Annotated in this window: 27 protein-coding genes and 1 pseudogene; 26 read left to right on the top strand and 2 right to left on the bottom strand. The window is 64.4% G+C overall.

The features are described 5' to 3' along the window. The first annotated feature begins 24 nt into the window (after nucleotides 1-24). The 12 genes and pseudogenes from ACFOKF_RS18595 to ACFOKF_RS18540 all read left to right on the top strand — a co-directional run bounded on the left by ACFOKF_RS18595 (nucleotide 25) and on the right by ACFOKF_RS18540 (nucleotide 7,560). Nucleotides 25-852: a pyruvate, water dikinase regulatory protein gene (locus tag ACFOKF_RS18595; RefSeq protein ID WP_380797556.1), complete on the top strand. Its 828-nt coding sequence runs from the start codon at nucleotides 25-27 to the stop codon at nucleotides 850-852. Continuing rightward, nucleotides 849-1,466: a Maf family protein gene (locus ACFOKF_RS18590; RefSeq protein ID WP_380797554.1), complete on the top strand. Its 618-nt coding sequence runs from the start codon at nucleotides 849-851 to the stop codon at nucleotides 1,464-1,466. The genes ACFOKF_RS18595 and ACFOKF_RS18590 overlap by 4 nt, the downstream gene beginning before the upstream one ends. Beyond that, complete coding sequence (gene aroE / locus ACFOKF_RS18585; protein WP_380797553.1) at nucleotides 1,463-2,287, top strand: shikimate dehydrogenase; 825 nt, start codon at nucleotides 1,463-1,465, stop codon at nucleotides 2,285-2,287. The genes ACFOKF_RS18590 and aroE overlap by 4 nt, the downstream gene beginning before the upstream one ends. Further along, entirely contained in the window at nucleotides 2,287-2,883 is a 597-nt protein-coding gene (gene coaE, locus ACFOKF_RS18580) for a dephospho-CoA kinase (protein ID WP_380797552.1), read from the top strand. The genes aroE and coaE overlap by 1 nt, the downstream gene beginning before the upstream one ends. Nucleotides 2,884-2,916: 33 nt before the next feature. Beyond that, entirely contained in the window at nucleotides 2,917-3,609 is a 693-nt protein-coding gene (gene dnaQ, locus ACFOKF_RS18575) for a DNA polymerase III subunit epsilon (protein ID WP_380797551.1), read from the top strand. Between the two features lie 75 nt (nucleotides 3,610-3,684). Further along, a complete protein-coding gene (gene hpf / locus ACFOKF_RS18570) occupies nucleotides 3,685-4,281 on the top strand; it encodes a ribosome hibernation-promoting factor, HPF/YfiA family (RefSeq protein WP_380797549.1) in 597 nt (198 codons plus the stop codon). Between the two features lie 168 nt (nucleotides 4,282-4,449). Beyond that, a pseudogene (locus tag ACFOKF_RS18565) lies at nucleotides 4,450-4,916 on the top strand (PTS sugar transporter subunit IIA). Further along, on the top strand, nucleotides 4,876-5,382 hold the full coding sequence (locus ACFOKF_RS18560; protein WP_380797548.1) for a PaaI family thioesterase: 507 nt from the start codon (nucleotides 4,876-4,878) through the stop codon (nucleotides 5,380-5,382). The pseudogene ACFOKF_RS18565 and the gene ACFOKF_RS18560 overlap by 41 nt, the downstream one beginning before the upstream one ends. After that, on the top strand, nucleotides 5,372-5,725 hold the full coding sequence (locus ACFOKF_RS18555) for a DUF1491 family protein (protein ID WP_380797547.1): 354 nt from the start codon (nucleotides 5,372-5,374) through the stop codon (nucleotides 5,723-5,725). Before ACFOKF_RS18560 ends, ACFOKF_RS18555 begins: the two co-directional genes overlap by 11 nt. A 177-nt stretch (nucleotides 5,726-5,902) precedes the next feature. Then, entirely contained in the window at nucleotides 5,903-6,553 is a 651-nt protein-coding gene (locus tag ACFOKF_RS18550) for a cell wall hydrolase (protein ID WP_380797545.1), read from the top strand. A 104-nt stretch (nucleotides 6,554-6,657) separates the two neighbouring features. Further along, complete coding sequence (locus ACFOKF_RS18545; protein WP_298400019.1) at nucleotides 6,658-7,152, top strand: MmcB family DNA repair protein; 495 nt, start codon at nucleotides 6,658-6,660, stop codon at nucleotides 7,150-7,152. Between the two features lie 15 nt (nucleotides 7,153-7,167). Further along, nucleotides 7,168-7,560, top strand: coding sequence for a hypothetical protein (locus ACFOKF_RS18540; protein ID WP_380797541.1), 393 nt, complete (start codon nucleotides 7,168-7,170; stop codon nucleotides 7,558-7,560). Between the two features lie 58 nt (nucleotides 7,561-7,618). On the opposite strand, the gene panC is transcribed toward ACFOKF_RS18540, so the two are convergent. After that, the gene (gene panC / locus ACFOKF_RS18535) at nucleotides 7,619-8,464 is read right to left on the bottom strand and encodes a pantoate--beta-alanine ligase (RefSeq protein WP_380797880.1); all 846 of its coding nucleotides are present in this window, start codon (nucleotides 8,462-8,464) and stop codon (nucleotides 7,619-7,621) included. A gap of 108 nt (nucleotides 8,465-8,572) precedes the next feature. Here panC and ACFOKF_RS18530 point away from each other — a divergent pair, with 108 nt between their 5' ends. From ACFOKF_RS18530 to ACFOKF_RS18465, 14 genes are all read left to right on the top strand, one after another. After that, a complete protein-coding gene (locus tag ACFOKF_RS18530; RefSeq protein WP_298400005.1) occupies nucleotides 8,573-9,379 on the top strand; it encodes a division plane positioning ATPase MipZ in 807 nt (268 codons plus the stop codon). Further along, a complete protein-coding gene (locus ACFOKF_RS18525; protein ID WP_380797539.1) occupies nucleotides 9,379-9,813 on the top strand; it encodes a J domain-containing protein in 435 nt (144 codons plus the stop codon). The genes ACFOKF_RS18530 and ACFOKF_RS18525 overlap by 1 nt, the downstream gene beginning before the upstream one ends. A 7-nt stretch (nucleotides 9,814-9,820) precedes the next feature. Beyond that, the gene (gene pgmG, locus ACFOKF_RS18520; RefSeq protein WP_380797537.1) at nucleotides 9,821-11,197 is read left to right on the top strand and encodes a phosphoglucomutase/phosphomannomutase PgmG; all 1,377 of its coding nucleotides are present in this window, start codon (nucleotides 9,821-9,823) and stop codon (nucleotides 11,195-11,197) included. A 428-nt stretch (nucleotides 11,198-11,625) separates the two neighbouring features. Further along, on the top strand, nucleotides 11,626-12,927 hold the full coding sequence (locus ACFOKF_RS18515; RefSeq protein WP_380797535.1) for an OmpP1/FadL family transporter: 1,302 nt from the start codon (nucleotides 11,626-11,628) through the stop codon (nucleotides 12,925-12,927). 67 nt (nucleotides 12,928-12,994) lie between these two features. Next, nucleotides 12,995-14,152, top strand: coding sequence for a flavodoxin-dependent (E)-4-hydroxy-3-methylbut-2-enyl-diphosphate synthase (gene ispG / locus ACFOKF_RS18510; RefSeq protein ID WP_380797533.1), 1,158 nt, complete (start codon nucleotides 12,995-12,997; stop codon nucleotides 14,150-14,152). 48 nt (nucleotides 14,153-14,200) lie between these two features. Beyond that, the gene (locus tag ACFOKF_RS18505) at nucleotides 14,201-14,443 is read left to right on the top strand and encodes an AbrB/MazE/SpoVT family DNA-binding domain-containing protein (protein WP_380797531.1); all 243 of its coding nucleotides are present in this window, start codon (nucleotides 14,201-14,203) and stop codon (nucleotides 14,441-14,443) included. Further along, nucleotides 14,440-14,820, top strand: coding sequence for a type II toxin-antitoxin system VapC family toxin (locus ACFOKF_RS18500; RefSeq protein ID WP_380797528.1), 381 nt, complete (start codon nucleotides 14,440-14,442; stop codon nucleotides 14,818-14,820). The genes ACFOKF_RS18505 and ACFOKF_RS18500 overlap by 4 nt, the downstream gene beginning before the upstream one ends. Before the next feature lie 6 nt (nucleotides 14,821-14,826). Beyond that, the gene (locus ACFOKF_RS18495; protein ID WP_380797526.1) at nucleotides 14,827-15,726 is read left to right on the top strand and encodes a DMT family transporter; all 900 of its coding nucleotides are present in this window, start codon (nucleotides 14,827-14,829) and stop codon (nucleotides 15,724-15,726) included. Beyond that, nucleotides 15,723-16,205: a GNAT family N-acetyltransferase gene (locus ACFOKF_RS18490; protein WP_380797525.1), complete on the top strand. Its 483-nt coding sequence runs from the start codon at nucleotides 15,723-15,725 to the stop codon at nucleotides 16,203-16,205. The genes ACFOKF_RS18495 and ACFOKF_RS18490 overlap by 4 nt, the downstream gene beginning before the upstream one ends. Nucleotides 16,206-16,308: 103 nt before the next feature. Further along, nucleotides 16,309-18,639: an FtsK/SpoIIIE family DNA translocase gene (locus ACFOKF_RS18485; RefSeq protein ID WP_380797524.1), complete on the top strand. Its 2,331-nt coding sequence runs from the start codon at nucleotides 16,309-16,311 to the stop codon at nucleotides 18,637-18,639. Nucleotides 18,640-19,046: 407 nt separating this feature from the next. Beyond that, entirely contained in the window at nucleotides 19,047-19,685 is a 639-nt protein-coding gene (locus tag ACFOKF_RS18480) for a LolA family protein (RefSeq protein ID WP_380797522.1), read from the top strand. 282 nt (nucleotides 19,686-19,967) lie between these two features. Next, entirely contained in the window at nucleotides 19,968-20,765 is a 798-nt protein-coding gene (locus tag ACFOKF_RS18475; protein ID WP_380797521.1) for an exodeoxyribonuclease III, read from the top strand. Then, nucleotides 20,765-21,826, top strand: coding sequence for a GTP cyclohydrolase II (ribA, locus tag ACFOKF_RS18470; RefSeq protein ID WP_380797519.1), 1,062 nt, complete (start codon nucleotides 20,765-20,767; stop codon nucleotides 21,824-21,826). Before ACFOKF_RS18475 ends, ribA begins: the two co-directional genes overlap by 1 nt. Before the next feature lie 113 nt (nucleotides 21,827-21,939). Continuing rightward, nucleotides 21,940-22,383 carry a L,D-transpeptidase family protein gene (locus tag ACFOKF_RS18465; protein WP_380797879.1) on the top strand — a complete coding sequence of 148 codons (444 nt, stop codon included), beginning with the start codon at nucleotides 21,940-21,942 and terminating at the stop codon, nucleotides 22,381-22,383. 93 nt (nucleotides 22,384-22,476) lie between these two features. On the opposite strand, the gene ACFOKF_RS18460 is transcribed toward ACFOKF_RS18465, so the two are convergent. Beyond that, nucleotides 22,477-25,239 carry a [protein-PII] uridylyltransferase gene (locus ACFOKF_RS18460; RefSeq protein WP_380797518.1) on the bottom strand — a complete coding sequence of 921 codons (2,763 nt, stop codon included), beginning with the start codon at nucleotides 25,237-25,239 and terminating at the stop codon, nucleotides 22,477-22,479. Nucleotides 25,240-25,247: the final 8 nt, after the last annotated feature.

Genomic DNA, 25,247 nt, shown 5'->3' with positions numbered 1-25,247 from the left:
CATGCCTCCAACAGAGATGGACACATGGCGCGCATCCATCTTCATCTCCTGTCGGACTCCACCGGTGAAACGCTGGAGAATATCGCCAAGGCGGCGATCGGTCTGTTCGAGAATGTCGAGGCGATCCGCCATTTCTGGCCAATGGTGCGATCCGAAGTCCATCTGGACCGGATCATGGAGGAAATCGCCGCCAATCCGGGGCTGGTGCTGTTCACCCTGACCAATCACCTGCTGCGCCGCCGGCTGGAGACGCGCTGCCGCGCGCTGGGCCTGCCCCATGTCGCGGCGCTGGACAGCGTGGCCGATGCCCTGTCCAACATATTGGGGCAGGAGACGCGGACCCGGCCGGGGCGCAAACATATATTGGACGAAGCCTATTTCGCGCGGATCGAGGCGATCCAGTTCACCATCGCCCATGATGACGGCGTGGGGCATGAAAATTGGGAGGAGGCGGACATCGTGCTGGCGGGCGTGTCGCGCGCGTCCAAGACGCCGACGTCCATTTACCTCGCCAATCGGGGGTACAAGACCGCCAATATCCCGCTGGTGCCGGAATCGCCGCCGCCGCGCAGCCTGTACAAGCTGAAGCATCCGATGGTCGTGGGCCTGACCGTCAGCCCCGAACGGCTGATTCAGATCCGCCGCAACCGGTTGTTGTCGCTCAATCAGGCGCCCGAAACCGCCTATGTCGACAATGACAAGGTGCAGGAGGAACTGGCCTTTGCCCGGCGCATGTTTGCCGACAATGGCTGGCCGGTGATCGACATGACGCGCCGGTCGATCGAGGAGGCGGCCGCTGCCATCATCAACCTGTTCAATGACCGCGAACTGGCGGAAGGAAATGACGCATGATCGTGCTGGCGTCGCAGAGCGCGAGCCGCAGGGCGCTGCTGAGCGCGGCGCAGGTGCCGTTCGAGGCGCTGTCGCCCGGCGTGGACGAGGAGGCCGCCAAGGAGGCGCTGCGCGCCGATGGGCTGGACGCGCGGGCGCTGGCCGATGCGCTGGCGGAATTGAAGGCGCTCAAAGTGTCGCGCCGGGTGCCGGGCGCGCTGGTGCTGGGGTGCGACCAGACTCTGAGTCTGGCGGGCAGCATCGGCGAAGGCGAAGAGCGCGGCGCGATGATCGACAAGGCGGTCGACCGGGCGGATGCGGAGCGCATCCTGCGCCTGCTATCGGGCCGGGTGCATCATCTGCATAGCGCCGCGGTGATCGTTTTGAACGGCGAGCCGATCTGGCGCCATGTCGAGCGCGTTCGGATGACGGTGCGGCCGCTGTCCGACGCCTTCATCGCCTCCTATCTCGATTCCGACTGGGACGAATTGCGCTGGTGCGTGGGCTGTTACCGGATCGAGGGGCCGGGCGTGCAGATTTTCAGCAAGGTCGAAGGCAGCCAGTTTGCGATTCAGGGCCTGCCTTTGCTGCCTTTGCTTGACTTTCTGCGCGTGCGCGGCGTTTTGGCGGCATGACCGACGCCCTCCCCTATGCTGAAGTGATCGGCGACCCGATCGCGCACAGCAAATCGCCGCTGATTCACAATTTCTGGCTGAACGCGCTGAATATCGAGGCGGAATATAAGAAGACCCATGTGACGCCCGAGGGGCTGGCCGCCTATTTCCTGATGCGCCGGGCCGATCCCGACTGGCTGGGGTGCAATGTCACCATTCCGCACAAGATTGCCGTGCTGGACTTTGTCGACGATCCGGGCGGGGTGCGCGAACGGATCGGCGCGGTCAACACCATTGCGAGCGAAACCGGCGGGCCGCTGATCGGGACGAACACCGATGCGGGCGGGTTCCTCCAGCCGCTGCTGCGCGACAAGTGGAAGGGGCGGAGCGCCGTCATCGTGGGATCGGGCGGCGCGGCGCGGGCGATCCTGTTCGCGCTGACCAGCCTGGGCGTGCCGGACATCACCATCATGGCGCGCGACCGGGCGCGGGGACAGGCGCTGCTGGACTATGGCGGCACCAAGGGGCGCGTGATCGGCATGGGCGATCCGCTGCCGGCGGCCGATCTGTTGGTGAATAGCACCTCTCTGGGCATGGTGGGGCAGCCGTCGCTGACGCTGGACCTGACGCCGCTGGCGGCGGGCGCGACCGTCTATGACATTGTCTATGCGCCGCTGGAGACGGAATTGCTCAAAGCGGCGAAGGCGCGGGGCCTGAAGATTCTCGACGGGCTGGAGATGCTGATCGGGCAGGCCGCGCTGGCGTTCGACATTTTCTTCGATGCGCAGGCGCCGCGCGAACTGGATGCGGAGCTGCGCGCGCTGCTGATCGCCGCCGATTGATGCGCGTCTATGGCCTGACCGGGTCGATCGGCATGGGCAAGTCGGCGGTGGCGGCGATGTTGCGCAAGGCTGGCGTGCCCTTGTTCGATGCGGATGCGGAGGTGCATCGCCTTCAGGGACCGGGCGGCGCGCTGCTCCCGGCGATCGAGGCGCGCTTTCCCGGCACCACCGGGCCGAAGGGCGTCGACCGGACGAAGCTGGGCGCGGCGGTGTTTGGCAACCCCACCGAGCGCAAGGCCCTGGAAGCGATCGTCCACCCCGCCGTGCGGCATGCGCGCGGGCGATTCCTGCAACGGCATCGATCGCGCCCGTTCGTGATTCTCGACATTCCGCTGCTGTTCGAGAGCAAAGCGCAGAAAAAGGGGCTGGCCGGCGTCATCGTCGTCAGCGCGCCGGCGTGGAAACAGCGCAGGCGAGTCCTGGCCCGGCCGGGCATGACTGCGGCAAAATTTCGCCAGATTGTCCATCTGCAAACACCCGATGCTGAAAAGCGCGCTCGCGCCGACTATATCATCGATACGGGCGCGACATTCACCGCGACCCGGGCACAGGTCAGGCGTCTGGTCGCTTGCCTTGGAGCCAAGACAGGCAGATAAGGGTTGGCCCACAGAGTCGATGCGAAGAGGGCGATGCGCGAGATTATATTCGATACCGAAACGACGGGATTCGATCCCGCATCCGGCGACCGGCTGGTCGAAATCGGCTGTATCGAACTCATCAATCGCGTACCCAGCGGCCGGACCTTCCACGCTTATTATAATCCGCAGCGCGACATGCCGGCGGCCGCCTTCAACGTGCATGGCCTGTCGAGCGACTTTCTGCGCGACAAGCCGCTATTTGCGGACGGGGCGCAGGCGTTGCTCGACTTTATCGAGGACAGCCCGCTGGTCGCGCATAATGCGCGTTTCGACTTCGGCTTCCTCAATCACGAATTGAAGCTGTGCGGCCATGCCGATGTGTCGATGGACCGGATGATCGACACCGTCGCCATCGCCCGCACGCTGCATCCCGGCGCCAAGCATAGCCTGGACGCGCTGTGCACCCGCTATGGCATCGATCGCAGCCATCGCGTGAAGCATGGCGCGCTGCTCGACGCGGAATTGCTGGCGCAACTCTATATCGAACTGACCGGCGGCCGGCAGATCGGCCTGGGTCTGGCACAGGAGGAAGCAAAAGAGATCGTCAGGGCGGAACTGACGGAAACCACCGTGGTTCGCCCTGTTCGTCCCGCGCGGGTCTTTACGGCCAGCGCGGCGGAACTGGAACGGCACGCAGCGTTCGTCGCGACGCTCAAAGAGCCGCTCTGGTTGCAGGAGGCATAGACCGCAAACGGCCTATGCCCTCCACGCCCACCGGACCGCTTTCCTGGCGGCCCGGCAAGAATAAGGAGAAGGCATATGGATATTCGTGTTTCCGGGCATCAGGTCGAAACGGGCGACGCGCTCAAGCAGCATGTCTATGACCGTTTGGAGGCCGTGGCCGAGAAATATTTCTCCCGCACGATTTCCGCCCAGGTGACGTTTCGCAAAGCGCCGCATGGAGCCTTTCATTGCGACATCGTCTGTCATGTCATGACCGGCCTGATCCTGAAGGGCGCGGGCGAGGCGCAGGAGGCGCATCCCGCCTTCGATCAGGCGTCCGACCGCATCGAAAAGCAGCTGCGCCGTTATATGCGCCGCCTCAAGGACCGCAGCGTTCAGGCTGCCGCCGCCGAAGCGCAGCGCGCCAATGGCTATAGCGTCGATGATATTGACGGCGCGGGCTACACCATCTTTGCCTCCAGCACGGATGAAGAGGAAGAACCGGCCGACGCGCCCCTGATCGTGGCGGAAACCCGCGTCGATATTCCGCAGGCGAGCGTGTCCGACGCGGTGATGATGCTGGACCTGCGCAACACCAACGCGCTGCTGTTCATGAATGCCGGCACGTCCGCCTATAATATGGTCTATCGTCGCCATGACGGGACGATTGGTTGGGTAGAACCGCGCGCCTGATCGGCTGAAAAGGCAGGAAGCCGGGCCATCGATCTGCGCTTGCCTGCCTTAAACGCCCGGCCCCTCGCCTTGACCTGATGATGCAGGCGGCTTATGGGGCCGGGCTTTCATTGTCCGAGCACAAGCGCGATGACTTGGCCTGCGCGGCTCGGCCGTTTCGGATAGATCATGGTTAACTTCAACGACATCGTTTCGCCCGACGCGCTGGCGACGGGGCTGGCGGCGAACGGCAAGAAGGCGCTGTTCCAGAAGATCGCGGCTCTGGCCGCCTGCGCCTATGATCTGGACGCCGACGAAGTGGGCGACGCCCTGTTCGAACGTGAGCGACTGGGATCGACCGGGTTCGGCGGCGGCGTCGCCATTCCGCATGCCAAGATTGCGGGTCTGACCAGAATGTGCGGCGTGGTCGTGCTGCTCGATCCGGCGGTGCCGTTCGACGCCGTGGACGAAGCGCCGGTCGATGTCGTGTTCGCGCTCCTCTCCCGGTGGACAGCGGTGCGGAACATTTGAAGACGCTGGCGCGCGTGTCCCGCTATCTGCGCGATGAAAATAATGTGGCGCGGCTGCGCGGGGCGCAATCGACCGAGGCGCTGCATGCGTTGCTGGCGGGCGGCGGGGCGCGTGACGCAGCCTGACGGCCTGAGCGGCGCTGACAGCCCGAGTGGCGAAGCGGCGCATTTCCGCGCGCTGGAGCGACTCTATGCCTCCGCGCCGATCAACCGGCTGTTTCCATCGGCGCTGACCATCAGCGCACCGGGCCATTCGGTCATCGATTTCGAGGTCGATGAAGGGCAGTTCCATGCCGCCGGCGCGGTGCATGGCACCGTCTATTTCAAGATGCTGGACGATGCGGCCTTCTACGCCGCCAACAGTCTGGTTAGCGATCGGTTTCTGCTGACCACTGCCTTCAACCTGCTGTTCACCCGCCCGATCGGGCCGGGCCGCATCCGCGCCGAAGGGCGGTGGATCAGCGGCAAGCGCCGTGTCTTCGTGGCCGAAGCGAGTCTGATCGATTCGGACGGGGAAGAGGTGGGACGCGGCACCGGCACCTTCATGCGGTCGCAATTTCCGCTGTCATCGCTACCGGGATATGGGGGCTGATCCCTACGCCGCGCCGCGCCTGACCAGTGCGATGCTGGTGGGCGCGCTGCGCCGCCGGGTGGCGGCCGAGGGCGGCTTTGCCACCATATTGGTCAAGGGCGACGAGATCAGCGGCGTCATATTGGTCCAGACGCTTGAAAAGGGACAGGAATCGGGTCTTTTTGAACGGGTGCCGAACCTTGACGGCGGTTATGCGTTGATGCGCTGTGGACCCGCCCCGGAGGAGGGTCCGGAGGCGATGACCCAATATATGGCGCGCCGTCGCAGGTCGGACCCCGACCTGTGGGTCGTGGAACTCGACGTCCCGGAAGCGGAACGGTTCGCCGCTGAAACGATCTGCTGATCGTTGACTCCTTGTCCTGCGCCGTGCAGAGGCCCCAAACGCCAACGCGCAGGTTGCCGCAATCGTCCACGGGGGGCGGGCGCGGTAAACACGCAGACGGGGGGCGGCCGGTCGTTGCAGCGAATTTGGGTTAAAAACGCGACGCCCAGGCCAAGAACCGCATGTTTTTGAACCCGAATGAGTTTTCGTCTGAAAGCTGCCATTGCCGCAGCCTTTGCCCTGTCCGCCGCCGCTGCGGTCACGGCCTCTGATATGTCGGTTGCCAGCGAGACGCTGGGATCGGCTACCGTGCTTCCGATCGAAGCCGGGACGGCATCCAAGCCCGTCATTTTCGCCACGCCGCGCGAAGTTTCGCAGCCGCTGGCTTCCGCCCCCCAGGGCGACACCGTAATTTCTCCTGACTCCGACGTGCAGGCAACCAGCCTCGCTGCTCTGGTCGACGCCCAAGGCGCGCCCGAGGAGCTGGACGGCGACATGAAGTGCCTGGCCGGAGCAGTCTATTTCGAATCCAAGGGCGAAAGCCTGGAAGGCCAGCTGGCCGTCGCGCGCGTAATCATCAACCGCGCCAGGTCCGGCCGTTTCGCCGACAGCCTGTGCGGCGTGGTGTATCAGCCCAGCCAGTTCAGCTTCGTGCGCGGCCATGGCATGCCGCCGATCCGCGAACAAAGCCGCAGCTGGCGCGAAGCCGTCGCCATCGCCCAGATCGCCACCGATGACAGCTGGGACAGTCTGGCCGAAGGTGCGCTCTATTTCCATGCCCGCCGCGTTTCGCCGGGTTGGGGCAAGGCCAAGCTGGCGTCGATCGACAATCACATCTTTTATCGTTGATTGGCCTGCGCTTCGGCGCGCAATCGCGGCAAAAATCCAGGGCCGGTTCGGAATGTCCGAATCGGCCTTTTCTTTTGTTCCTGAATTGTTCTAAGGTTCGCGCCATGAGCACCGCTTCCGACGATGTCTGTTCACCGCTGACCGATGGCACCGCGCTGGCGGTGGCGCGGGGCACGCTGCGTCTGTTCTTCCGGCATGACATGAGCGGCATATTGGAAGTGCCGCTGCCCAATGGCCGGCGCGCGGACATCATGGCGATCGACAGCGCCGGGCGGCTGACCATCGTGGAGATCAAGTGCAGCCGCGCGGACCTGCTGGGCGACAATAAGTGGACCGACTATTTCGATTATTGCGATCGTTTCTTCTGGGCGGTGCCGGCCGGGTTCGACCTCGGGCCGTTCGACAGCGAGGCGTTATGGCCGACGCGCACCGGATTGATCGTGGCGGACCAATATGACGCCGAACTGGTGCGCCCCGCCCCGGTCGAACCGCTGGCGGCCGCCCGGCGCAAGGCGGAGACATTGCGCTTCGCCCGGCGCGCTGCACGCCGCTTGACCGCACTCAGCGACCCGGACCATGCTGCCGAACTGGGCTGGTAACGAACAGAGACAGTGATGCGGTCGCATCTGGAATTTCGATCCGGCGCGCTGCGCGACCCGCCCCATGTCCGGCCGGGCGGCGAGACTGTGGCCCGTTTGCTGACGACGGCGTTGCCGGCCCATGGCTATCGCATCGAGCGCATGGTGGCGGAAGATTGGGGATGGTGCGTGAAGATCGCGCAGGATTGCTTCCCGCTGTGGATAGGTTGCGGTGCCTATGCGGAGTATCCCGACGGGCATTTATGCTTCATCACGCCGTCGCGGCCCCGGATCTGGCGCTGGCTGCGCCGGATCGACACCCGCGAGACGGTGGAGCGGCTGGCCGATGCGCTGGAAGCCTGTGTACGGCAGAGCGGCGTTGCCCATCATCTGCGCTGGTGGAGCGACGAAGAAGTGCGGGCTGGTTAGCGGCGCGGCACTTTCACTGCACCGAAAATACGCTTCTTCACAATTTCCAGACAGATTTTCAGGCGGGGTCGACGGCGATGTTGTCGATCAGCCGGGTCTTGCCCAGCTTCGCCGCGCCCAGCAGCCGGGCCGGGCGATCCAGCACCATCATCGGCTCCAGCGTCGCCGCGTCGCACAGCGCGACATAGTCGATCGGGTCAAAGCCCTGCGCCGCCAGCGTCGCGATCGCCTTGGCCAGCGCGCCTTCGACCGGCTCGCCCTTCTCGATCTGCCGCTTCGCCTCGCCCAGCGCGCGGGGCAGCGCCAGCGCCGCCTTGCGCTCCTCGTCGGTCAGATAGGCGTTGCGGGAGGAGAGGGCCAGGCCATCCTCGGCCCGCTGGGTCGGCATGCCGACAATCTCGATGGGCAGATTGAGGTCGGCGACGAAGCGGCGGATCACCGCCAGTTGCTGATAATCCTTCTCGCCAAAAATCGCGACATCGGGCCGCACCTGATTGAACAGCTTCGTCACCACCGTTGCGACCCCGTCGAAATGGCCCGGCCGCGCCGCGCCGTCCAGCCCGTCGCTAATTCCCGACACGCTAATGTTGGTGGCGTATCCGGCCGGATACATGACGTCGACGGTGGGCATCCAGAGAATGTCGACGCCGGCGGACTGGAGCATCTGCGCATCCTTCGCCTCGCGCCGGGGATAGGCGGCCAGATCCTCGTTCGGACCGAATTGGCGCGGATTGACGAAGATTGACACGACGACATGCCGTCCGTGCCGCCGCGCTTCTTCCACCAGCGCCATATGCCCGTCATGCAATGCGCCCATGGTCGGCACCAGAACCAGCGGCTTTCCATCGCCCTTCAGGGCATCGACGGCAGAGCGAAGGGAAGGCAGGTCACGCAGCGTTTGCACGGAAGTCATGGCTCCGATAAGGGCGACAGGATATTGCAGTCCTGCTAGGCTGGGGCCGGCGCGACCGTCAACATGCATTGCGACAATCAACGGGGTTTACAGGGGCCAATGGCTAATCCGCAGCCGCATCTCATCGTTTTCGCCAATGAGAAAGGCGGGACCGGCAAGTCGACCACAGCGGTGCATACGGCGATCGCTTTGTCTGCGCTGGGCCATAAAGTCGGCATGATCGACCTTGACCCGCGCCAGCGCACCGTCACCCGTTACATGGAAAATCGCCAGGAAACCGCCCGGCGGCGCGGCATCGACCTGCCCATGCCCGATTTCGACGTCTTCACCGGCGACAGCATCGATGCGCTGGACGATCAGGTCATCATGCTGGCGCAGGGCAAGGATTTTCTGGTCGTAGACACGCCCGGCCGCGACGACGTCTATGCCCGTCATCTGGCGCCGCACGCCAATACGCTGGTCACGCCGATGAACGACAGTTTCGTCGATTTCGACCTCATTGGGCAGGTCGATCCCGAAACCTTCAAGGTGCGCCGCCTGTCCTTCTATTCCGAACTCATCTTCGACGCGCGCAAGACGCGGGCGAAGGTCGATGGCGTGACGATCGACTGGGTCGTGCTGCGCAACCGCGTCCAGCATCATGACGCCCGCAACAAGAAGCGGGTGGGCGACGCGCTGATGGAATTGTCCCGCCGCGTCGGCTTCCGCGTCATTCCCGGCCTGTCGGAGCGCGTCATCTTCCGCGAACTCTTTCCCTCGGGCCTGACCTTGCTGGACAAGGGGCATCTGGGCGAACTGGGCGTCAGCCACATCGCCGCGCGGCAGGAATTGCGCGAAATGGTGTCGGGCCTGGCGCTGCCCACCGATGATGGCGCGGTGTCGCTGGACCTGCTCGGCGCCGCCTGATGGGGGGGCTGACGCTGCTGCTGGCTGGCCTGGCGGTCTGGCTGATCTGGACGGGAAGGCTGCAACGCATGACGGCAAAGGATGGCATGGCGCTGGGCGCGGCCCTGGTTGGCGCGGTGCTGGCGGCCAAGGGCAAGCCGGTGATCGGCGCGCCGCTGCTGATCGGCGCGGCGCTCTTTTTCGCGAAACAGGGCAATGCCCGCACCAAGGCGCGCAAACGCCCCGCCGCCCCGCCAGCGCCGCCCCGCGCCGATGATGTGGCAAAGGCGCGCGCCCTGCTCGGTGTCGCGCCCGATGCCGATGCCACGGCGATCCGCGCCGCCCATCGCCGCCTGATCGCCTCCGTCCATCCCGACAAGGGCGGCACCGAAGCGCTCGCCGCCCAGATCAACGCCGCGCGCGACCTGTTGCTGGACGAACGGAAACAGGGGTAAGCCACTGTTGAGTCATCGCTTCGACCTGACGCTGCTGCGCGACTATGATCTGCGCGGCACGGTGGGCGATACGCTGCATGCAGCCGATGCTTATGCGCTTGGCCGCAGTTTCGGCACGGTCATCGCCCGGTCTGGCGGCCGGCGCATCGCGGTGGGCTATGACGGACGGCTCAGTTCGCCAATGCTGGAGGGCGCGCTGATCGACGGGCTGGTCGCCACCGGCATAGACGTGCTGCGCATCGGCCTTGGCCCCACACCCATGCTATATCATGCCGAAGCGACGCAGGATGTAGATGGCGGCATCCAGATAACCGGCAGTCACAATCCCGGCGATCAGAATGGCTTCAAGCTGGTGAAGCATCATGCGCCCTTCTTTGGCGCGGACATCCAGATGCTGGGCGCGATGGCGGCGGCGGGCGACTGGGAATCTGGTGCGGGAAGCGTCGAAACCATCGACCTGATGGGCGCCTATGTCGCGCGGCTGATGCAGGGGTTCGACGGCCCGGCCTGCCGCATCGGCTGGGATGCGGGCAATGGCGCCGCCGGCCCGGTGGTGGAGAAGCTGGTCCAGTTGCTCCCTGGTGAGCATCATCTGCTCTTCACCGATGTAGACGGCCATTTTCCCAACCATCATCCCGATCCTTCCGATGAGAAGAATCTGGCCGATCTGCGCGCGCTTGTCCGCGACAGACAGCTCGATTTCGGTGTGGCTTTCGATGGCGATGGCGACCGGATCGGCGTGATCGACGGGCAGGGCAGGGCGATTGCAGGCGACCAGTTGCTGATGCTGTTCGCCCGGCAACTGCTGAAAAGCCATCCCGGCGCGCGCATTATCGCCGATGTGAAGGCTAGTCAGACCATCTTCGACGCCATCGCCGCGCTGGGCGGGCAGCCGGACATGGCAAAGACCGGCCATAGCCATATCAAGTCCAGAATGAAGCAGACTGGCGCCCTGCTGGCCGGCGAAACCACCGGCCACATCTTCTTCGCCGACGATTATCCCGGCTATGATGATGGCCTCTACGCCGCCGTGCGCCTGATCCGCCTCGTCACCGCGCTCGGCCGCAGCGTTACGGCTCTTTGCGACGATCTGCCGGCCAGCATCATCACCCCGGAACTGCGTTTCGCCGTGCCCGAAGCGCGCAAGTTCGCGGTAATCGACGAAGTCCTCGCCCGCTTGCGCGCTGCGGGAGCGGAATTGTGCGATATTGACGGCGCGCGCGTCCGCACCGCCGACGGCTGGTGGCTGTTGCGCGCGTCGAACACGCAGGCGGCGCTCGTTGCGCGGGCGGAGGCGCACGACGAATCGGCGTTGATGCGGCTGATCGCGCAGCTTGATTCGCAATTGGCTGATTCGGGTGTGCAAAGGTTGGAAAATGGCTGAGCAAGCGCGTCCGCATTGGAGCATGTGACAGCGCTAACATTTTTTTTCGCTACCTTTCCCTTACGGAAATCGTGATTTCTGACAACGATTGCAGAAAACGCAATCGGACCGCCATGTTTCGCATTTGCGACAATCGTCACTGCACCGCAAAAGGAACTCGCCTTTCAGGCATCCTCTCCTAAAAACTAAACGCCGCCCCTCCGGGCGGCTTTTTTTTGTCCTTCTTTCGTCGCCTGCTTTGCGTCGTCGCCGTAGCGTCCACGGGACGACCAACCAGCCAGAACCGCCGGAAAACGCGTGTTTCTTCGGTCAGTGCACTGGAAATTAACCGCATCTTTGATAAGCCGCTTGGCTCATAAGCCTGGTTTGCGCGTTGGAGCAGCGCCAGCCGGCACCAGAAGAGTCGCCAAACAAGTAGAGGATTTGCCATGTTCCCCAGCCGCCGTCTTACCCATATCCTGCTGGCTGCGGGCGCCATCAGCGCGCCGCTCCCTGCCTTTGCCGGCGGATTCTATCTTCAGGAACAATCGCCGATCGAAATCGGCCGCGCTTTGTCCGGCGGCGCCGCGGCCGGTGATGATCCTTCGACCATCTATTTCAACCCGGCCGCGATGACGCAGTTGCAGGGTATTCAGGTTTCTGCCGGCGGATCGGCGCTGATGGCCTCCGCGCACCAAACCAATCGTGGTTCCTATCGCTCGATCCCCGGCTCCACCGTGCGCGTGCCGATCAGCGGCAATGATGGCGGCCAGCCGTTCGAAAGCGTGATCCCGATCCCCAGCTTCTACACCAGCGCGCAGGTCAGCGACCGGCTGTGGGTCGGCCTGGGCGTCAACGCGCCTTTTGGCCTGAAGCTGGAATATGACGACGGCTTCTTCGGCCGCTATGACTCGCTCTACACCGACCTTAAAACCTATAATATCCAGCCCTCCGCCGCCTATAAGCTGACCGACAATCTGTCGATCGGCGGCGGCGTGGACGTGCAATATGTGAAGGCCACGCTGACCAACGCGCTGCCCCAGCTTTCGCCGCTCGTCCCCACGGACGGCTTCGCTAGCCTGAAGGGCGACGACTGGTCGGTCGGCTGGAATGCCGGGCTGTTCTACACCACCGGCGACACCAATTTCGGCGTGCATTATCGCTCGGGCGTCAGCCACAAATTGCAGGGCACGCAACTGGTGTCCGGTCTGGTCGGACCGATCGCGGCGGGCAATGGCGAATTTGACGCCAGCGCGCCGCTCAACTTGCCCGACATCGTCACCGTCAGCATGATGCACAAACTGACCCCCAATCTGCGCGCCATGCTGACCGGCAAATGGTATAACTGGTCGCGGTTCAAGGGGATCGCCGTCACTTCCGCCACCGGCACGACCAACAAGGAACTGGACTATAGGGACAGCTATTCGGTCAGCGTCGGCGGCGAATATGATGTCAGCCCGGCGCTCACCCTGCGGGCGGGCACCATGTTCGATCGCTCGCCCACCAATCCGCAGCATCTGACGACGCGCGTGCCCGATGGCGATCGCGTTTGGCTGACTGGCGGCGCGACCTTCAACATTTCGTCCGCCGCCGCACTGAACCTCAGCTACGCCCACACCTTCGTGGAAAAGGCGAACATCATCCGCCCCGACAGCTATTTTCCCTCGCCCGCGACCGTCACCGCGACCACGCTGGCGCAAACCAGCGGCAATGCCGATCAGGTCGCCGCATCGATGACCCTGCGTTTCTGAAGCCAGCGCTTCTAACCGTCATCAAAAATCCCTATAGGGGCTTCGTACCAACGGAGCCCCTTTTTTCATGTCCGAACATAATCCCGGCCTGCGTCCCTGGCGCGACATTGCCCGCCGCCAGTGCCGCCAGATCATGGTCGGCAATGTGCCCGTCGGCGGCGACGCGCCCGTCAGCGTCCAGACCATGACCAACACGCTGACCCACGACGTCAAGGCGACGATCGACCAGATCCGCCGGTGCGAGGATGCCGGCGTCGACATCATTCGCGTGTCCTGCCCCGACGAGGAGTCGACCGCCGCGCTCGGCCAGATCGTGCGCGCCGCACGCGTGCCGATCGTCGCCGACATTCATTTCCATTATAAGCGCGCGCTGGAGGCGGCGGACGCCGGCGCGGCGTGCCTGCGCATCAATCCGGGCAATATCGGCAGCGAAGCGCGCGTGCGCGAAGTGGTGCAGGCGGCCAAGGCGAATAATTGTTCGATCCGCATCGGCGTCAACGCCGGGTCGCTGGAGCGCGATCTGCTTGAAAAATATGGCGAACCCTGCCCCGAAGCACTGGTCGAAAGCGCGCTCGACCATATCAAGCTGCTCCAGGATCAGGACTTCCACGAATATAAGGTGGCGGTGAAGGCCAGCGACGTGTTCCTTGCCGTCGCCGCCTATATGCAACTGGCCGACGCGGTCGATTGTCCGCTGCATCTTGGCATCACCGAAGCGGGCGGCCTGATCGGCGGCACGGTGAAGAGCGCCATCGGCATCGGCAATCTGCTTTGGGCCGGGATCGGCGACACGATCCGCGTATCCCTGTCGGCCGAACCTGAAGAAGAAGTGCGCGTCGGTTACGAGATGCTCAAGACGCTGGGCATCCGCACCCGCGGGGTGAAGGTCATTTCCTGCCCCTCCTGCGCGCGGCAGGGTTTCGACGTGATCCGCACCGTGCAGGCGCTGGAGGAACGGCTTCAGCACATCAACACGCCGCTGTCGCTCTCGGTGCTGGGCTGCGTGGTCAACGGCCCTGGCGAAGCGCGCGAAACCGACATCGGCCTTACCGGCGGCGGCAATGGCAAGCATATGGTCTATCTGTCGGGCGTGACCGACCACACGATTCAGGATGCCGACATGGTCGACCACATCGTCCGTCTGGTCGAAGCCAAGGCGGCCGAGATCGAAGCAGCCAAGCTGGAAGCGGAAAGCACCGACGCAGGGAAGGTCGCGGCGGAGTAAGCTTGGCGCTTCAGGACCAATGCGCTATTCAGGTCTTGGAGATCAGACATGACCTACAGCGGCAAAATGATTGCAGGGGGCAAGGCCGTCTTCCCGGCGGAGTTGCGCCGGGAGTTTGGCCTGCAGGATGGCGACCGGATCATTTTCGAACGCCATGGCGACGGAATATTGGTCAAAAGCTATGATCAGATGTTGCGAGAGGTGCAGTCCAATCTCAAATCGCTGATCAAACAGCCTTTCACCGTGGACTCTTTCATTGCCGAACGGCGCGCTGAAGCGGATCGTGAATGACCGTCATCCTCGATACATCGGCCTTGCTGACGGTGTTGCTGGACGAACATGGGGCAGACAAGGTTCGACCGCACATGGCGACAGCGCAGATGTCGATCATCAACCTGTGTGAAACCTACACAAAGCTGATCGAGGCCGGACTGGCGAAGGATGATGCGGAGGATCAGGTGATGCGGCTGGGGCTGCGCATTCGATCCTTTCGGGAAGCTCATGCACTCGAAACAGCAGCTTTGCGGCCGTTGACCAGACATTTGGGCCTGTCTCTGGGCGATCGCGCCTGTCTTGCCCTGGCGCGACTGAACGACCTGCCGGTCATGACGGCCGATCGACTCTGGGCGGAACTGGACATCGGTATCGACATTCGGTTGATCCGCTGACTCGCAATGGCTGAAAACCGCGCCTTCGCGATTCCCTTTGCCGTCTGCTGCGCCGGCGTTGCGCTCTTCTCCGTCATGGACGCCGCGATGAAGGGGCTGAGCCTTTCCATCGGCCTTTATAATGCGCTTTTCTGGCGGGCGGTGACGGGGACTGTCCTCGGCCTCGCGCTGATGCTGCTGTTGCGCCAGCGCTGGCCCGATCGGGCGGTCCTGCGGCTCCATCTGCTGCGCGGCACGGTCGTCGCGCTGATGGCGGGGCTGTTCTTCTGGGCGATCATGCGCCTGCCGCTGGCCGAAGCCATTGCGCTCTCCTTCATCGCGCCGCTCGTCGCCCTGTACCTCGCCGCCTGGCTGCTCAAGGAAAAGGTCGGGCGCGAAGCGATCGGCGCGTCGCTGCTGGGGCTGGTCGGCGTCGGCGTGATCCTGTCGGGCCGGCTGCGCGGCGATTATGACGCCGATGCCCTGCTGGGCGCGCTGGCGGTGCTGGCCTCCGCCATGCTCTTCGCCTGGAACCTCATCCTCCAGCGGCAGCAGGCGCAGCGCGCCTCTCCGGTGGAGGTCGCCTTCTTCCAGCATCTCGTCATGCTCGGCGTCTTCGCGCTGGGCGCGCCATGGCTCGCCACATTCCCGCCGCTCACCGCCGCGCCGCTGGTGCTGCTTGCGGCGACGCTGGCCTTCACTTCGCTCGCCGCGCTCGCCTGGGCCTATGCCCGGGCGGAGGCGCAGCGGCTCATTCCGGTCGAATATAGCGCCTTCGTCTGGGCGGCGATCATCGGCTGGCTGGCCTTTGGCGAGGCGGTGACGCTGACCACCGTGGCCGGCGCATTGCTGATCGTTATCGGCTGCCTTATCGCGGCGCGCGCAAAACGGGCCGATTTGGCGCATGTGGAGGCAGGCATAGCATGAGCGGGATCATCATTCGGGACGCGGTGGCGCAGGACATCGACGTCATCCTCACCTTCATCCGCGCGCTGGCCGACTATGAACGGCTGGCCCATGCGGTGAAGGCCGATCGCGATACGCTGGCCCGCTATCTGTTCGGCCCGCGCCCGATGGCGGAGGTGCTGATTGCCGATCATGACGGCGCGTCCGTCGGCTTCGCGCTTTTCTTCCACAATTTCTCGACCTTCGAAGGACGGCCGGGCCTCTATCTGGAGGATCTGTTCGTCCTGCCCGAAGCACGCGGCCTTGGCGCGGGCAAGGCGCTGCTGGCGCGTTTGGCCGGGCTGGCGATCGAACGCGATTGCGCGCGCCTGGAATGGTCGGTGCTCGACTGGAACGCACCCTCGATCGCCTTCTACCGCGCGCTGGGCGCCCGGCCGATGGACGAATGGACGGTGCAGCGGGTCGATGGCGACGCGCTGGTGGCGCTGGCCCGCGCCTGATTTCCCCGACGCTTCGGGACGAGCCGATCGGCCGCGCCCTTGACCGGGACTCCCCGCTTGGCGCATTGTGCCGATCTGGAACATTTGGGGGACATTGAAGAATATGGCCGTCGGCCGCACCGTGAAACGATCGCCGGAATGGCGCGAAATGCTCAAGCGCAGCCTCCTTCGCAGCGGCGCGCTGATCGGCGCGATCGCGCTCATGCTGGCGACCCTGTTCCTGGCGCTGGCGCTTTTGAGCTATGCGCCCAGCGATCCGTCTATGAACACGGTGGCGGGCGATCATGTGTCCAACATCATGCGCGCGCCCGGCGCTTTCACGGCTGACTTCCTGCTCTGGCTCCTCGGCGTGCCGGTGGCGCTGATCCTGCCGCTGATGGCCATCACCGCCCGCCGCCTCTGGGGCGATCAGGACATGACCGGGTGGAAGGGGCAATTTGGCAAATGCCTGTTCGGCATATCGCTGATCGGCATCGCGCTGGCCCTGTTCCAGATCGAACCTCTGGTCGGCCTGCCCGCCGGCTGGGGCGGGGTCATCGGCCTCGTCACGGCCAAGGGCGTCGCCAGCCTGACCGCGCAGGTTCCGGTCGCCGCGCCCTGGATCAAGGGCGTGCTCATTTTCGTGGCGGTGATCGCTGGCCTCTTCACCTGCTATCGCAGTCTGGCGCTGGAAAAGCCGATCATTGCGCTGCGCCGCCCCACGCTGCCCCGGCTCAGCCTGCCGCGCCCCAACCTCAGCCTCAGCTTTGCCGGCGCCGCCGCGCCAGCCGACAGCGACGATAGCGAGGATGAACCGTCCGAGCGCGTCATCGCCCCGCGCAAGCAGGTGTCGAACGAACCCAAGCCGCCCATCACCATCCAGACGCCCAAGCCCGCGCCGGTGCAGCGGTCGATGGCGCCCGTCAGTCAGGATGATCTGTTCGGCAACAGCTCGCTGCCGTCGCCCGACCTGCTCAACCCCATTCCCGCCAGCCAGGGCGGCAAGATCGACAAGGCCGCGCTGGAGCGCAACGCCCGCCTGCTCGAATCCGTGCTCGACGACTTCCATGTGAAGGGCAATATTGTCGAGGTTCGGCCCGGCCCGGTCGTGACCATGTATGAGCTGGAGCCGGCCCCCGGCATCAAGGCCAGCCGCGTCATCGCGCTGGCGGATGACATCGCCCGCAACATGTCGGCGCTTTCGGCCCGCGTCGCGACCATCCCCGGCCGCACCGTGATCGGCATCGAACTGCCCAACGCCAACCGCGAAGGCGTGTCCTTCCGCGAACTCATCACGTCGGAACAGTTTGCGCAGGAAGCGACCCTGCCGATCATTCTAGGCAAGAATATCTCGGGCGAACCGATCATCGCCGATCTTGCGCCGATGCCGCATCTGCTGATCGCGGGCACCACGGGTTCGGGTAAGTCGGTGGGCCTGAACGCGATGATCCTGTCGCTGCTCTACCGCATGACGCCCGACCAGCTGCGCCTCATCATGATCGATCCCAAGATGCTGGAATTGTCGACCTATGACGATATTCCGCATCTGCTCGCCCCGGTCGTCACCGAACCGAGCAAGGCGATCCGCGCGCTCAAATGGGCGGTGGAGCAGATGGAGGACCGCTATCGCATGATGGCGTCCATCTCGGTCCGCAATCTCGCCAATTATAATGAGAAGGTCCGCGCGGCGAAGGCCAAGGGCAAGCCGCTCGGCCGCCGGGTCCAGACCGGCTATGATCCCGACACCGGCAAGCCCATCTATGAAGAGGAGCAGCTGGATTTCCAGCCGCTGCCGCAGATCGTGGTGGTGGTCGACGAACTCGCCGACCTGATGATGACGGCGGGCAAGGAAGTCGAATTCCTGATCCAGCGCCTCGCGCAAAAGGCCCGCGCCGCCGGCATTCACCTGATCCTGGCGACGCAGCGCCCCTCGGTCGACGTCATCACCGGCGTCATCAAGGCGAACCTGCCGACCCGCATCAGCTTCTTCGTCACGTCAAAGATCGACAGCCGCACCATCCTGGGCGAACAGGGCGCCGAACAGCTGCTGGGCAAGGGCGACATGCTCTACATGCATGGCGGCAAGGGGCTGACCCGCGTCCATGGTCCCTTCGTCAGCGATGACGAGGTGCGCGTGGTCGCCGATCATTGGCGGGCGCAGGGCCAGCCCGACTATATCTCCGCCGTTACCGAAGAACCGGAAGAGGGCAGCTTCGCGCTTGACGGCGTCGATCTGGGCGACGACAGCCCCGACGCCCAGCTGTTCCGCAAGGCGTGCCAGCTGGTGTTCGAAAATCAGAAGGCGTCGACCAGCTGGCTGCAACGCCAGCTGCGCGTCGGCTATAATTCGGCCGCGCGCCTGATCGAACGCATGGAGGAGGAAGGGCTGGTCGGTCCGCCCAACCATGTCGGCCGCCGCGAAGTGCTGCGCGACGAAAATGGGAATCCGATCTGAATCGACGGAAAGGGGGAACGATTGCGCATTATGCAATCGTCGTTTCGCCCTTCGCATTTGCGGCAAACAAGCGGTCAGGACATAGAGAGCAGGCCTTTCAGGCATCCTCTCCTAAAAACTTTCAGGGCTGATCGTCAGATCGGCCCTTTTTTTTGTCTTCAGAAGGGTCTAGGGGTCTGCCTGCTGCTGCCGCGCCGATAACATAATTGGAGCGGTGCCGCCGGAAAGACCGGCATGGCGAGGCGGGAGCATGGGGGATTGAGCATGGCTGCAATCCGTGCCGGCTGATCGCATATGCTCTCCCCCATCACCCTTCCTTCCTTACATTTTGGGAACAGCCGGGTTCACAGCGGGTTCAAGCCCCGCCGCCTACATCCATCGTCCCTGAACAACCGGAGTTGAACGCCATGAAGCGCATGATTGCGCCCCTCGCGCTGGTCCTTGCCGCCGCACCGCTGGTCGTGCCGGCCCTGCCTGCCGCCGCGCAGCAGGAACAGTCCGATCTTGCCAAGGTCAACGCCTATATCCGCGCCGTCACCACCATGACCGCCGATTTCAGCCAGACGGACCGCAATGGCCAGACACTGACCGGCCAGCTGACCATCAAACAGCCCGGCAAGATCCGCTTCCAATATCAGAAGGGCGTGCCGCTGCTGATCGTGGGCGACGGCAAGGCGCTGACCATCATCGATTATGAAGTGCGTCAGGTGCAACGCTGGCCGATCGGCAATTCCCCGCTGGGCGCACTGGTCGATCCGTCAAAGGATCTGTCCAAGCTTGGAAAGATCGTGCCGACCGGCGATCCGTCGATCCTGAGCGTGCAGGCGCGCGATCCCAGGCGGCCCGAATTCGGCACCATATCGATGATCTTCAAGCGCGATCCGGGCAGTCCGGCGGGGCTTCAGCTTTATGGCTGGGTGGCGCTCGATTCGCAGAATAATCGCACCGCGGTGCGCCTGACCAACCAGCGCTATGGCGTGCCGGTCGCCGATTCCGCCTTCCGCTGGGTCGATCCGCGGCCCAAGGGGCGGTCCGCTGGCGGCTGATGATGGTGCAGTGCAGGACGGCCCGAGCAGCCTGTCGGACGGATTGAAAAACTTTCCTTTCCGTTCATCTGCGGCTCATATGAAGGGCGCTATCCAGTAACTCACGGCGGAGGACAATACCGGGATTTCCCCCCTGTTACCCGGTCCCCACCCTTCGCCGCGAAGCGCTTCAAGGGCGCGATCGAGACCCCCGTTCCACGCCCCCGGAGCGGGGGTCTTACTTTGCCTGCTGTATCCTGCTGCCGCTTGCGCAACGCCGCGCGGACTCCTAGTTGGCGTAGCATGGCCGACACTCTTTCCATTTGCTCCTGGAACATCAACTCCGTCCGCGCGCGCATCGACATCGTCGAACAGTTGCTGCGTCAGGAAGCGCCCGACATTCTCTGCCTTCAGGAAACGAAGGTGGTGAACGAGATTTTCCCGACCGACATGTTCAAACGGCTGGGCTATGTCCATCAGGTGCTGAACGGTCAGCGCATGCACCATGGCGTCGCGATCATGAGCAAGGTGCCGGTGCATGAGGATGATCGGTTCGACTGGCAGGCCAATGGCGAAGCGCGCCATGTCGGCGTGCGGCTGGATAACGGCGTGCGGATCGAGAATGTCTATGTCCCCGCCGGCGGCGATGTGGCCGACCGGGACGTGAATCCCAAATTCGGCCAGAAGCTCGATTTCCTCGAACGCATGATTCAATGGTCGTCGGCGCTGGATAACAAGCCGACCATCCTGACCGGCGATTTCAACATCGCCCCGCTCGAATCCGACGTGTGGAGCCACAAGCAACTGCTCGACGTCGTCAGCCACACGCCGGTCGAGTGCGAGATACTGGGCCGTTTGCAGGCGTCGAACGACTGGGTCGACATTGGCCGTCATTTCCATCCCGCCCCGGCGCGCCTCTATACCTGGTGGAGCTATCGCGCGAAGGACTGGCTCGCCTCCGATCGCGGTCGGCGCCTCGACCATATGTGGATGACGAAGGATGTGGCGGACAAGGCGACCAGCCATCGCGTGGTCGAACCTGCACGCAGCTGGGGCAAGCCGTCCGATCATATTCCGATCATCACCGAGTTCGCCTTCTGATGAACGGACGCAATGCGGCTCGCGCCATTGACGCGCTGCGACGCGGCTGGGCGATCCGCCTGACCGCTGCGGACGGCGCGATCCGCCTGATGGCGGTCGAGGGGGCGGACGCGGTGACGCTCGCCGGCTTCGATCCCGATGCGAAGGCGGACATTCTCATTTCCGCCGCCCGCGCCGAAACATTGAAGCTCGCCAACCAATTGGCGGCGGCTGACCCCGAACTGCCGGTGCTGGTCGATCGCACCCCCTGGATCGACGCCGATGTCGCGACCGCCATCGCCGATCCGGTGCTGGACCTCGCCTCGCCGCTCAAGGGACCGTTCCGCGCGCGTGCGCTGCCCGCGCCGCAGGCCGCCAAGGCGGCGCTGCGCCTTGCCCGGCTCGCCGGCATCCTGCCCGCCTATTTCCTGATGCAGGATGACGCCCCGGTCGAAGCGGTGGTCAGCGCCGATGACATCGCCGCCTATGACGATGCTGTCCATCTCGCTGTCGCCACCCGTGCGCGCCTGCCCGTGTCGGCCAGCGAGAGCGCGGAGATTGTCGCCTTCCGCAGCCCGGACGAACCGCGCGAGCATGTCGCGCTGATCGTGGGCAAGCGCGATTCCTCGCCGCCGGTCATCCGCCTGCACAGCGAATGCCTGACCGGCGATGTTCTGGGCAGCCTGAAATGCGATTGCGGCCCGCAACTGCATGAGGCGTTGCACCAGATTGCCGACGCGCCCTGGGGCATCCTGCTCTATCTGCGGCAGGAAGGACGCGGCATCGGCCTCGTCAACAAATTGCGCGCCTATGCGATGCAGGATCAGGGTTTCGATACAGTCGACGCCAATGTCCGGCTGGGCTTTGCCATCGATGCGCGCGATTTCTCGGTCGCGGCGCGGATGCTGGATCTGCTGGGCGTCGGGGCGGTGCGGCTGCTCACCAACAATCCCAACAAGGTGACGGGGCTGGAAGCGGCGGGAATCAAGGTGACGGAGCGCCTGCCCATCATCCTGCCGACCAACCCGCATAATGAACGCTATCTCGCCACCAAGCGCGACCGCACCGGCCATCAGCTATGAGTGATTTCAAGTCAGATGGGACATCTGGCGGCGCGAAAATCACGCAAAAGAAAGACAGGGCTTTCATCCGCGTCGACAGCGGCGCGGGCCGCCTGACCTTCGGCGATCTGACCATGGCCTGCACCATCGGCCGTGGCGGTGCCTGCGCGGCGGCGGACAAGCGGGAAGGGGATGGCTGCACGCCGATCGGCACATTGCCCCTGCGCGGCGTCCTGCTGCGCCCCGGCAAGGTCACGGCGACCGGCATCCGCTTGCCATGGCGCTGGGTGCGCGCCAATGACGGCTGGTCGGACGATATTGCTGACCCCGCCTATAACCGGCCCGTCCGCCTGCCGCGCGCCTTTTCCGCTGAAAACCTGATCCGCAGCGATGACGCCTATGACGTCATTGTCATACTGGGGCATAATGATGCGCCGCCGGTGCCGGGGCAGGGCAGCGCCATCTTCTTCCATCTGTCCGAAGGCCGACCGACGGCGGGCTGCGTCGCCGTCGATCGCGCCGACATGCTGCGCCTGTTGCCGCTTCTGTCCCCCGGCGACGCGATGGAGATAGCATAAAATCAATGTGCTCCTGCGAAAGCAGGAGTCCAGAGTCTCACGGGCAGACTCTTGAACCCTGGGCTCCTGCTTTCGCAGGAGCACCTTATCCCGTTACGCCATCTCCAGCGCTTCGCCGACCTCGCCGCCGGCCGCCTCCAGCAACCGCCGCTCCAGAGTCTGCAACCGCGCCTTGCTCTCTATTTTTCCGCCCAACAGGTCGGTGATGTAGAATGTGTCGACCGCGCGCTCGCCATAGGTGGCGACATGGGCGCTGTGCACCGTCACTTTTGACTGGAACAGCGCATTGGCCAGGCTGAACAACAGCGCCGGCCGGTCGCGGGCGTTCACCTCGACCACGGTGAAGCGGTTCGACGCCTTGTTGTCGATCAGCACATTGGGTTCGATGCGGAAGGCTTCGGCGCGGGTGCGGGTCAGCGGGCGGGCCGCCAGCTTGGTGATCAGCCGGTGCCGGTTGGACAGCGAATCCTCGATCGCGTTGCGGATGCGGGTCAGCTGTTCGGGGCTGTGGAATGCGCCGCCCAGTGGATCCTGCACCAGGAAATTGTCGATCGCCACGCCGTCGCGCGTCGTGTGGATGCGCGCGTCGATGATGTTGCCGCCAGCCAGATGGATCGCCCCGGCGATGCGGTAGAACAGGCCCGGATGGTCGGTGGCATAGACCGTCACCAGCGTCGCGCCGCGCTGCGGATAATATTGCGCGGCGATCGACAGCGGGGAATCGCCCGATTCCAAGATATGCTGGGCGTTGTGGACCAATATGTCTTCGGGCTCGGCGATCCAGTAGGATTCGGGCAGGCGGCGGCTGAACGCTTCGAACGCGGCGTCGTCCATGCCCATCGCCCGCTGGAGCGCGGCCTGCTTGGCGGCGACGCGCTCGCTGCGCCCCTTCTGCTTGTGGCCCAGCCGCAGCACTTCTTCCGCCGCGTCATACAGGTCGCCCAGTAACTGCCGTTTCCAGCTGTTCCATACGCTAGGTCCAACGGCGCGAATGTCCACCACCGTCAGGCACAGCAGCAGGCGCAGCCGTTCCGGGCTTTGCACCACATCGACGAAATCGAGGATCGTCTTGTAGTCGGCCAGATCGCGTTTGAAGGCGGTGGCCGACATCAGCAAATGATAGCGCACCAGCCAGGCGACCGTTTCGGTCTCCGCCGGGGTCAGGCCCAGGCGCGGGCAGAGATGCTCCGCCACTTCCGCGCCCAGCAGGCTATGGTCGCCGCCGCGCCCCTTGGCGATGTCGTGCAGCAGCACCGCGACATAGAGCACGCGCCGCGACAAAATCTTGCCCATCAGTTCGGTCGCCAGTGGATGGTCGCCGGGCAATTCGCCCTTCTCGATGCGCGCCAGTAGCCCGACCGCGCGGATGGTATGCTCATCGACCGTATAATGATGATACATGTCGAACTGCATCTGCGCGACGACGCGGCGGAAATCGGGAATGAAGCGGCCGAACACGGTCGATTCATTCATCCAGCGCAGCACCGTCTCGGGATCGCGGGGGCTGGTCAGCACCTCCATGAAGGCGGCGTTGGCGCGGGCGTCCTTGCGCACCTTGGCGGTGATCAGCCCGGCGTCGCGGCTGGCGGCGCGCATGGCGCTGGGATGAATCTGAAGGCCATGCTTGTCCGCCACGGCAAAGATTTCCAGCAGCCGCACCGGGTCCGCCTGAAAGAAATCGTCGCTCGGCAAGCTGAGCCGCCCACGATCCAGCACGAACCCGTCCAGCTTTTTGGGCCGGCGGAAGATGGACGGGATATAGCGCCGTCCCTTCGGTCCCATCTGGTCGTCCAGATGGGCCAGGAACACGGCGGTCAGGTCGCCGACCGTCTTCGCGTTCAGGAAATAATAGCGCATGAAGCGCTCGACCCCGGACCGCCCGGCGCGGCCGGTAAAGTGCATCCGGGTCGCGGTTTCCAGCTGAAGGTCGAAGGTCAGCCGGTCCTCGGCCCGGCCGGTGATGGTGTGCAGGTGGCATCGCACCGCCCACAGGAAATCCTCGGCCTTCTGGAACTGCCGCAATTCGGCCTGCGTCAACAGGCCGACATCGACCAGTTCAGCGACCGACCGGACCCGGTTCACATATTTGCCGATCCAGAACAGCGTATGCAGGTCGCGCAGCCCGCCCTTGCCTTCCTTGACGTTGGGTTCCACGACATAGCGGCTGTCGCCCATGCGCTTGTGCCGCTCGTCGCGCTCCTCCAGTTTCTCGGTGACGAAGGCGCGGGCATTGCCCTGCATCACCTCGGCATCGAAGCGGACGGAGGTTTCTTCATAGAGTGCGCGATCGCCCCACACATAGCGCGCCTCCAGCAACGCCGTGCGCACCGTCAGGTCGCTCTTGGCCATCCGCATCGTCTCGTCGACCGACCGGCTGCTATGCCCGACCTTCAGCCCCAGATCCCACAGCGAATAGAGCATGGATTCAATCACCTGCTCGGTCCAGCCGGTGGGCTTCCAGGGGGTGATGAAGCCGATGTCGACGTCACTGTGCGGGGCCATTTCGCCCCGGCCATACCCGCCCACGGCAATCAGCACGATCCGCTCGCCGGTGCTGCGATTGCCGGCCGGATACAGATGATGGGTGGTCGCATCGTACAGGATGCGCAAAATCTGATCGACCAGAAAGGCGAAGGCGGTCACGCTTTCCCGCCCGCGCGTGGGCTTGGCCTCCAGCCGCTTGGCCACCTCGCTCCGGCCCTGATCCAGCGCGGCCTTCAGTTCCTTGACGATTCCGCCGCGCAGCCGCATGGCGTCGCCCCGATGCTCTTGCGCCAGGGCGTTGATCCTGTCGGAAATGGCGCGCCGGTCGATGATCGCGCGGCGCGATCCCAGGGCGGGGATTTGCATGACCATGGCTGTTC

This window comes from Sphingobium rhizovicinum (assembly GCF_042647625.1).
Lineage (GTDB): Bacteria > Pseudomonadota > Alphaproteobacteria > Sphingomonadales > Sphingomonadaceae > Sphingobium > Sphingobium rhizovicinum.
The sequence above is the reverse complement of the archived record's forward strand: the minus strand, read 5'-3'. Positions and strand labels throughout refer to the sequence as shown.

Bases quoted from the DNA above. Each gene is read 5' to 3' on its own strand.
- ACFOKF_RS18595 (WP_380797556.1), top strand. From the start codon at position 25: ATGGCGCGCATCCATCTTCATCTCCTGTCGGACTCCACCGGTGAAACG.
- ACFOKF_RS18590 (WP_380797554.1), top strand. From the start codon at position 849: ATGATCGTGCTGGCGTCGCAGAGCGCGAGCCGCAGGGCGCTGCTGAGC.
- aroE (WP_380797553.1), top strand. From the start codon at position 1,463: ATGACCGACGCCCTCCCCTATGCTGAAGTGATCGGCGACCCGATCGCG.
- coaE (WP_380797552.1), top strand. From the start codon at position 2,287: ATGCGCGTCTATGGCCTGACCGGGTCGATCGGCATGGGCAAGTCGGCG.
- dnaQ (WP_380797551.1), top strand. From the start codon at position 2,917: ATGCGCGAGATTATATTCGATACCGAAACGACGGGATTCGATCCCGCA.
- hpf (WP_380797549.1), top strand. From the start codon at position 3,685: ATGGATATTCGTGTTTCCGGGCATCAGGTCGAAACGGGCGACGCGCTC.
- ACFOKF_RS18560 (WP_380797548.1), top strand. From the start codon at position 4,876: ATGCGTTGCTGGCGGGCGGCGGGGCGCGTGACGCAGCCTGACGGCCTG.
- ACFOKF_RS18555 (WP_380797547.1), top strand. From the start codon at position 5,372: ATGGGGGCTGATCCCTACGCCGCGCCGCGCCTGACCAGTGCGATGCTG.
- ACFOKF_RS18550 (WP_380797545.1), top strand. From the start codon at position 5,903: ATGAGTTTTCGTCTGAAAGCTGCCATTGCCGCAGCCTTTGCCCTGTCC.
- ACFOKF_RS18545 (WP_298400019.1), top strand. From the start codon at position 6,658: ATGAGCACCGCTTCCGACGATGTCTGTTCACCGCTGACCGATGGCACC.
- ACFOKF_RS18540 (WP_380797541.1), top strand. From the start codon at position 7,168: ATGCGGTCGCATCTGGAATTTCGATCCGGCGCGCTGCGCGACCCGCCC.
- ACFOKF_RS18530 (WP_298400005.1), top strand. From the start codon at position 8,573: ATGGCTAATCCGCAGCCGCATCTCATCGTTTTCGCCAATGAGAAAGGC.
- ACFOKF_RS18525 (WP_380797539.1), top strand. From the start codon at position 9,379: ATGGGGGGGCTGACGCTGCTGCTGGCTGGCCTGGCGGTCTGGCTGATC.
- ACFOKF_RS18515 (WP_380797535.1), top strand. From the start codon at position 11,626: ATGTTCCCCAGCCGCCGTCTTACCCATATCCTGCTGGCTGCGGGCGCC.
- ispG (WP_380797533.1), top strand. From the start codon at position 12,995: ATGTCCGAACATAATCCCGGCCTGCGTCCCTGGCGCGACATTGCCCGC.
- ACFOKF_RS18505 (WP_380797531.1), top strand. From the start codon at position 14,201: ATGACCTACAGCGGCAAAATGATTGCAGGGGGCAAGGCCGTCTTCCCG.
- ACFOKF_RS18500 (WP_380797528.1), top strand. From the start codon at position 14,440: ATGACCGTCATCCTCGATACATCGGCCTTGCTGACGGTGTTGCTGGAC.
- ACFOKF_RS18495 (WP_380797526.1), top strand. From the start codon at position 14,827: ATGGCTGAAAACCGCGCCTTCGCGATTCCCTTTGCCGTCTGCTGCGCC.
- ACFOKF_RS18490 (WP_380797525.1), top strand. From the start codon at position 15,723: ATGAGCGGGATCATCATTCGGGACGCGGTGGCGCAGGACATCGACGTC.
- ACFOKF_RS18485 (WP_380797524.1), top strand. From the start codon at position 16,309: ATGGCCGTCGGCCGCACCGTGAAACGATCGCCGGAATGGCGCGAAATG.
- ACFOKF_RS18480 (WP_380797522.1), top strand. From the start codon at position 19,047: ATGAAGCGCATGATTGCGCCCCTCGCGCTGGTCCTTGCCGCCGCACCG.
- ACFOKF_RS18475 (WP_380797521.1), top strand. From the start codon at position 19,968: ATGGCCGACACTCTTTCCATTTGCTCCTGGAACATCAACTCCGTCCGC.
- ribA (WP_380797519.1), top strand. From the start codon at position 20,765: ATGAACGGACGCAATGCGGCTCGCGCCATTGACGCGCTGCGACGCGGC.
- ACFOKF_RS18465 (WP_380797879.1), top strand. From the start codon at position 21,940: ATGGCCTGCACCATCGGCCGTGGCGGTGCCTGCGCGGCGGCGGACAAG.
- ACFOKF_RS18460 (WP_380797518.1), bottom strand. From the start codon at position 25,239: ATGGTCATGCAAATCCCCGCCCTGGGATCGCGCCGCGCGATCATCGAC.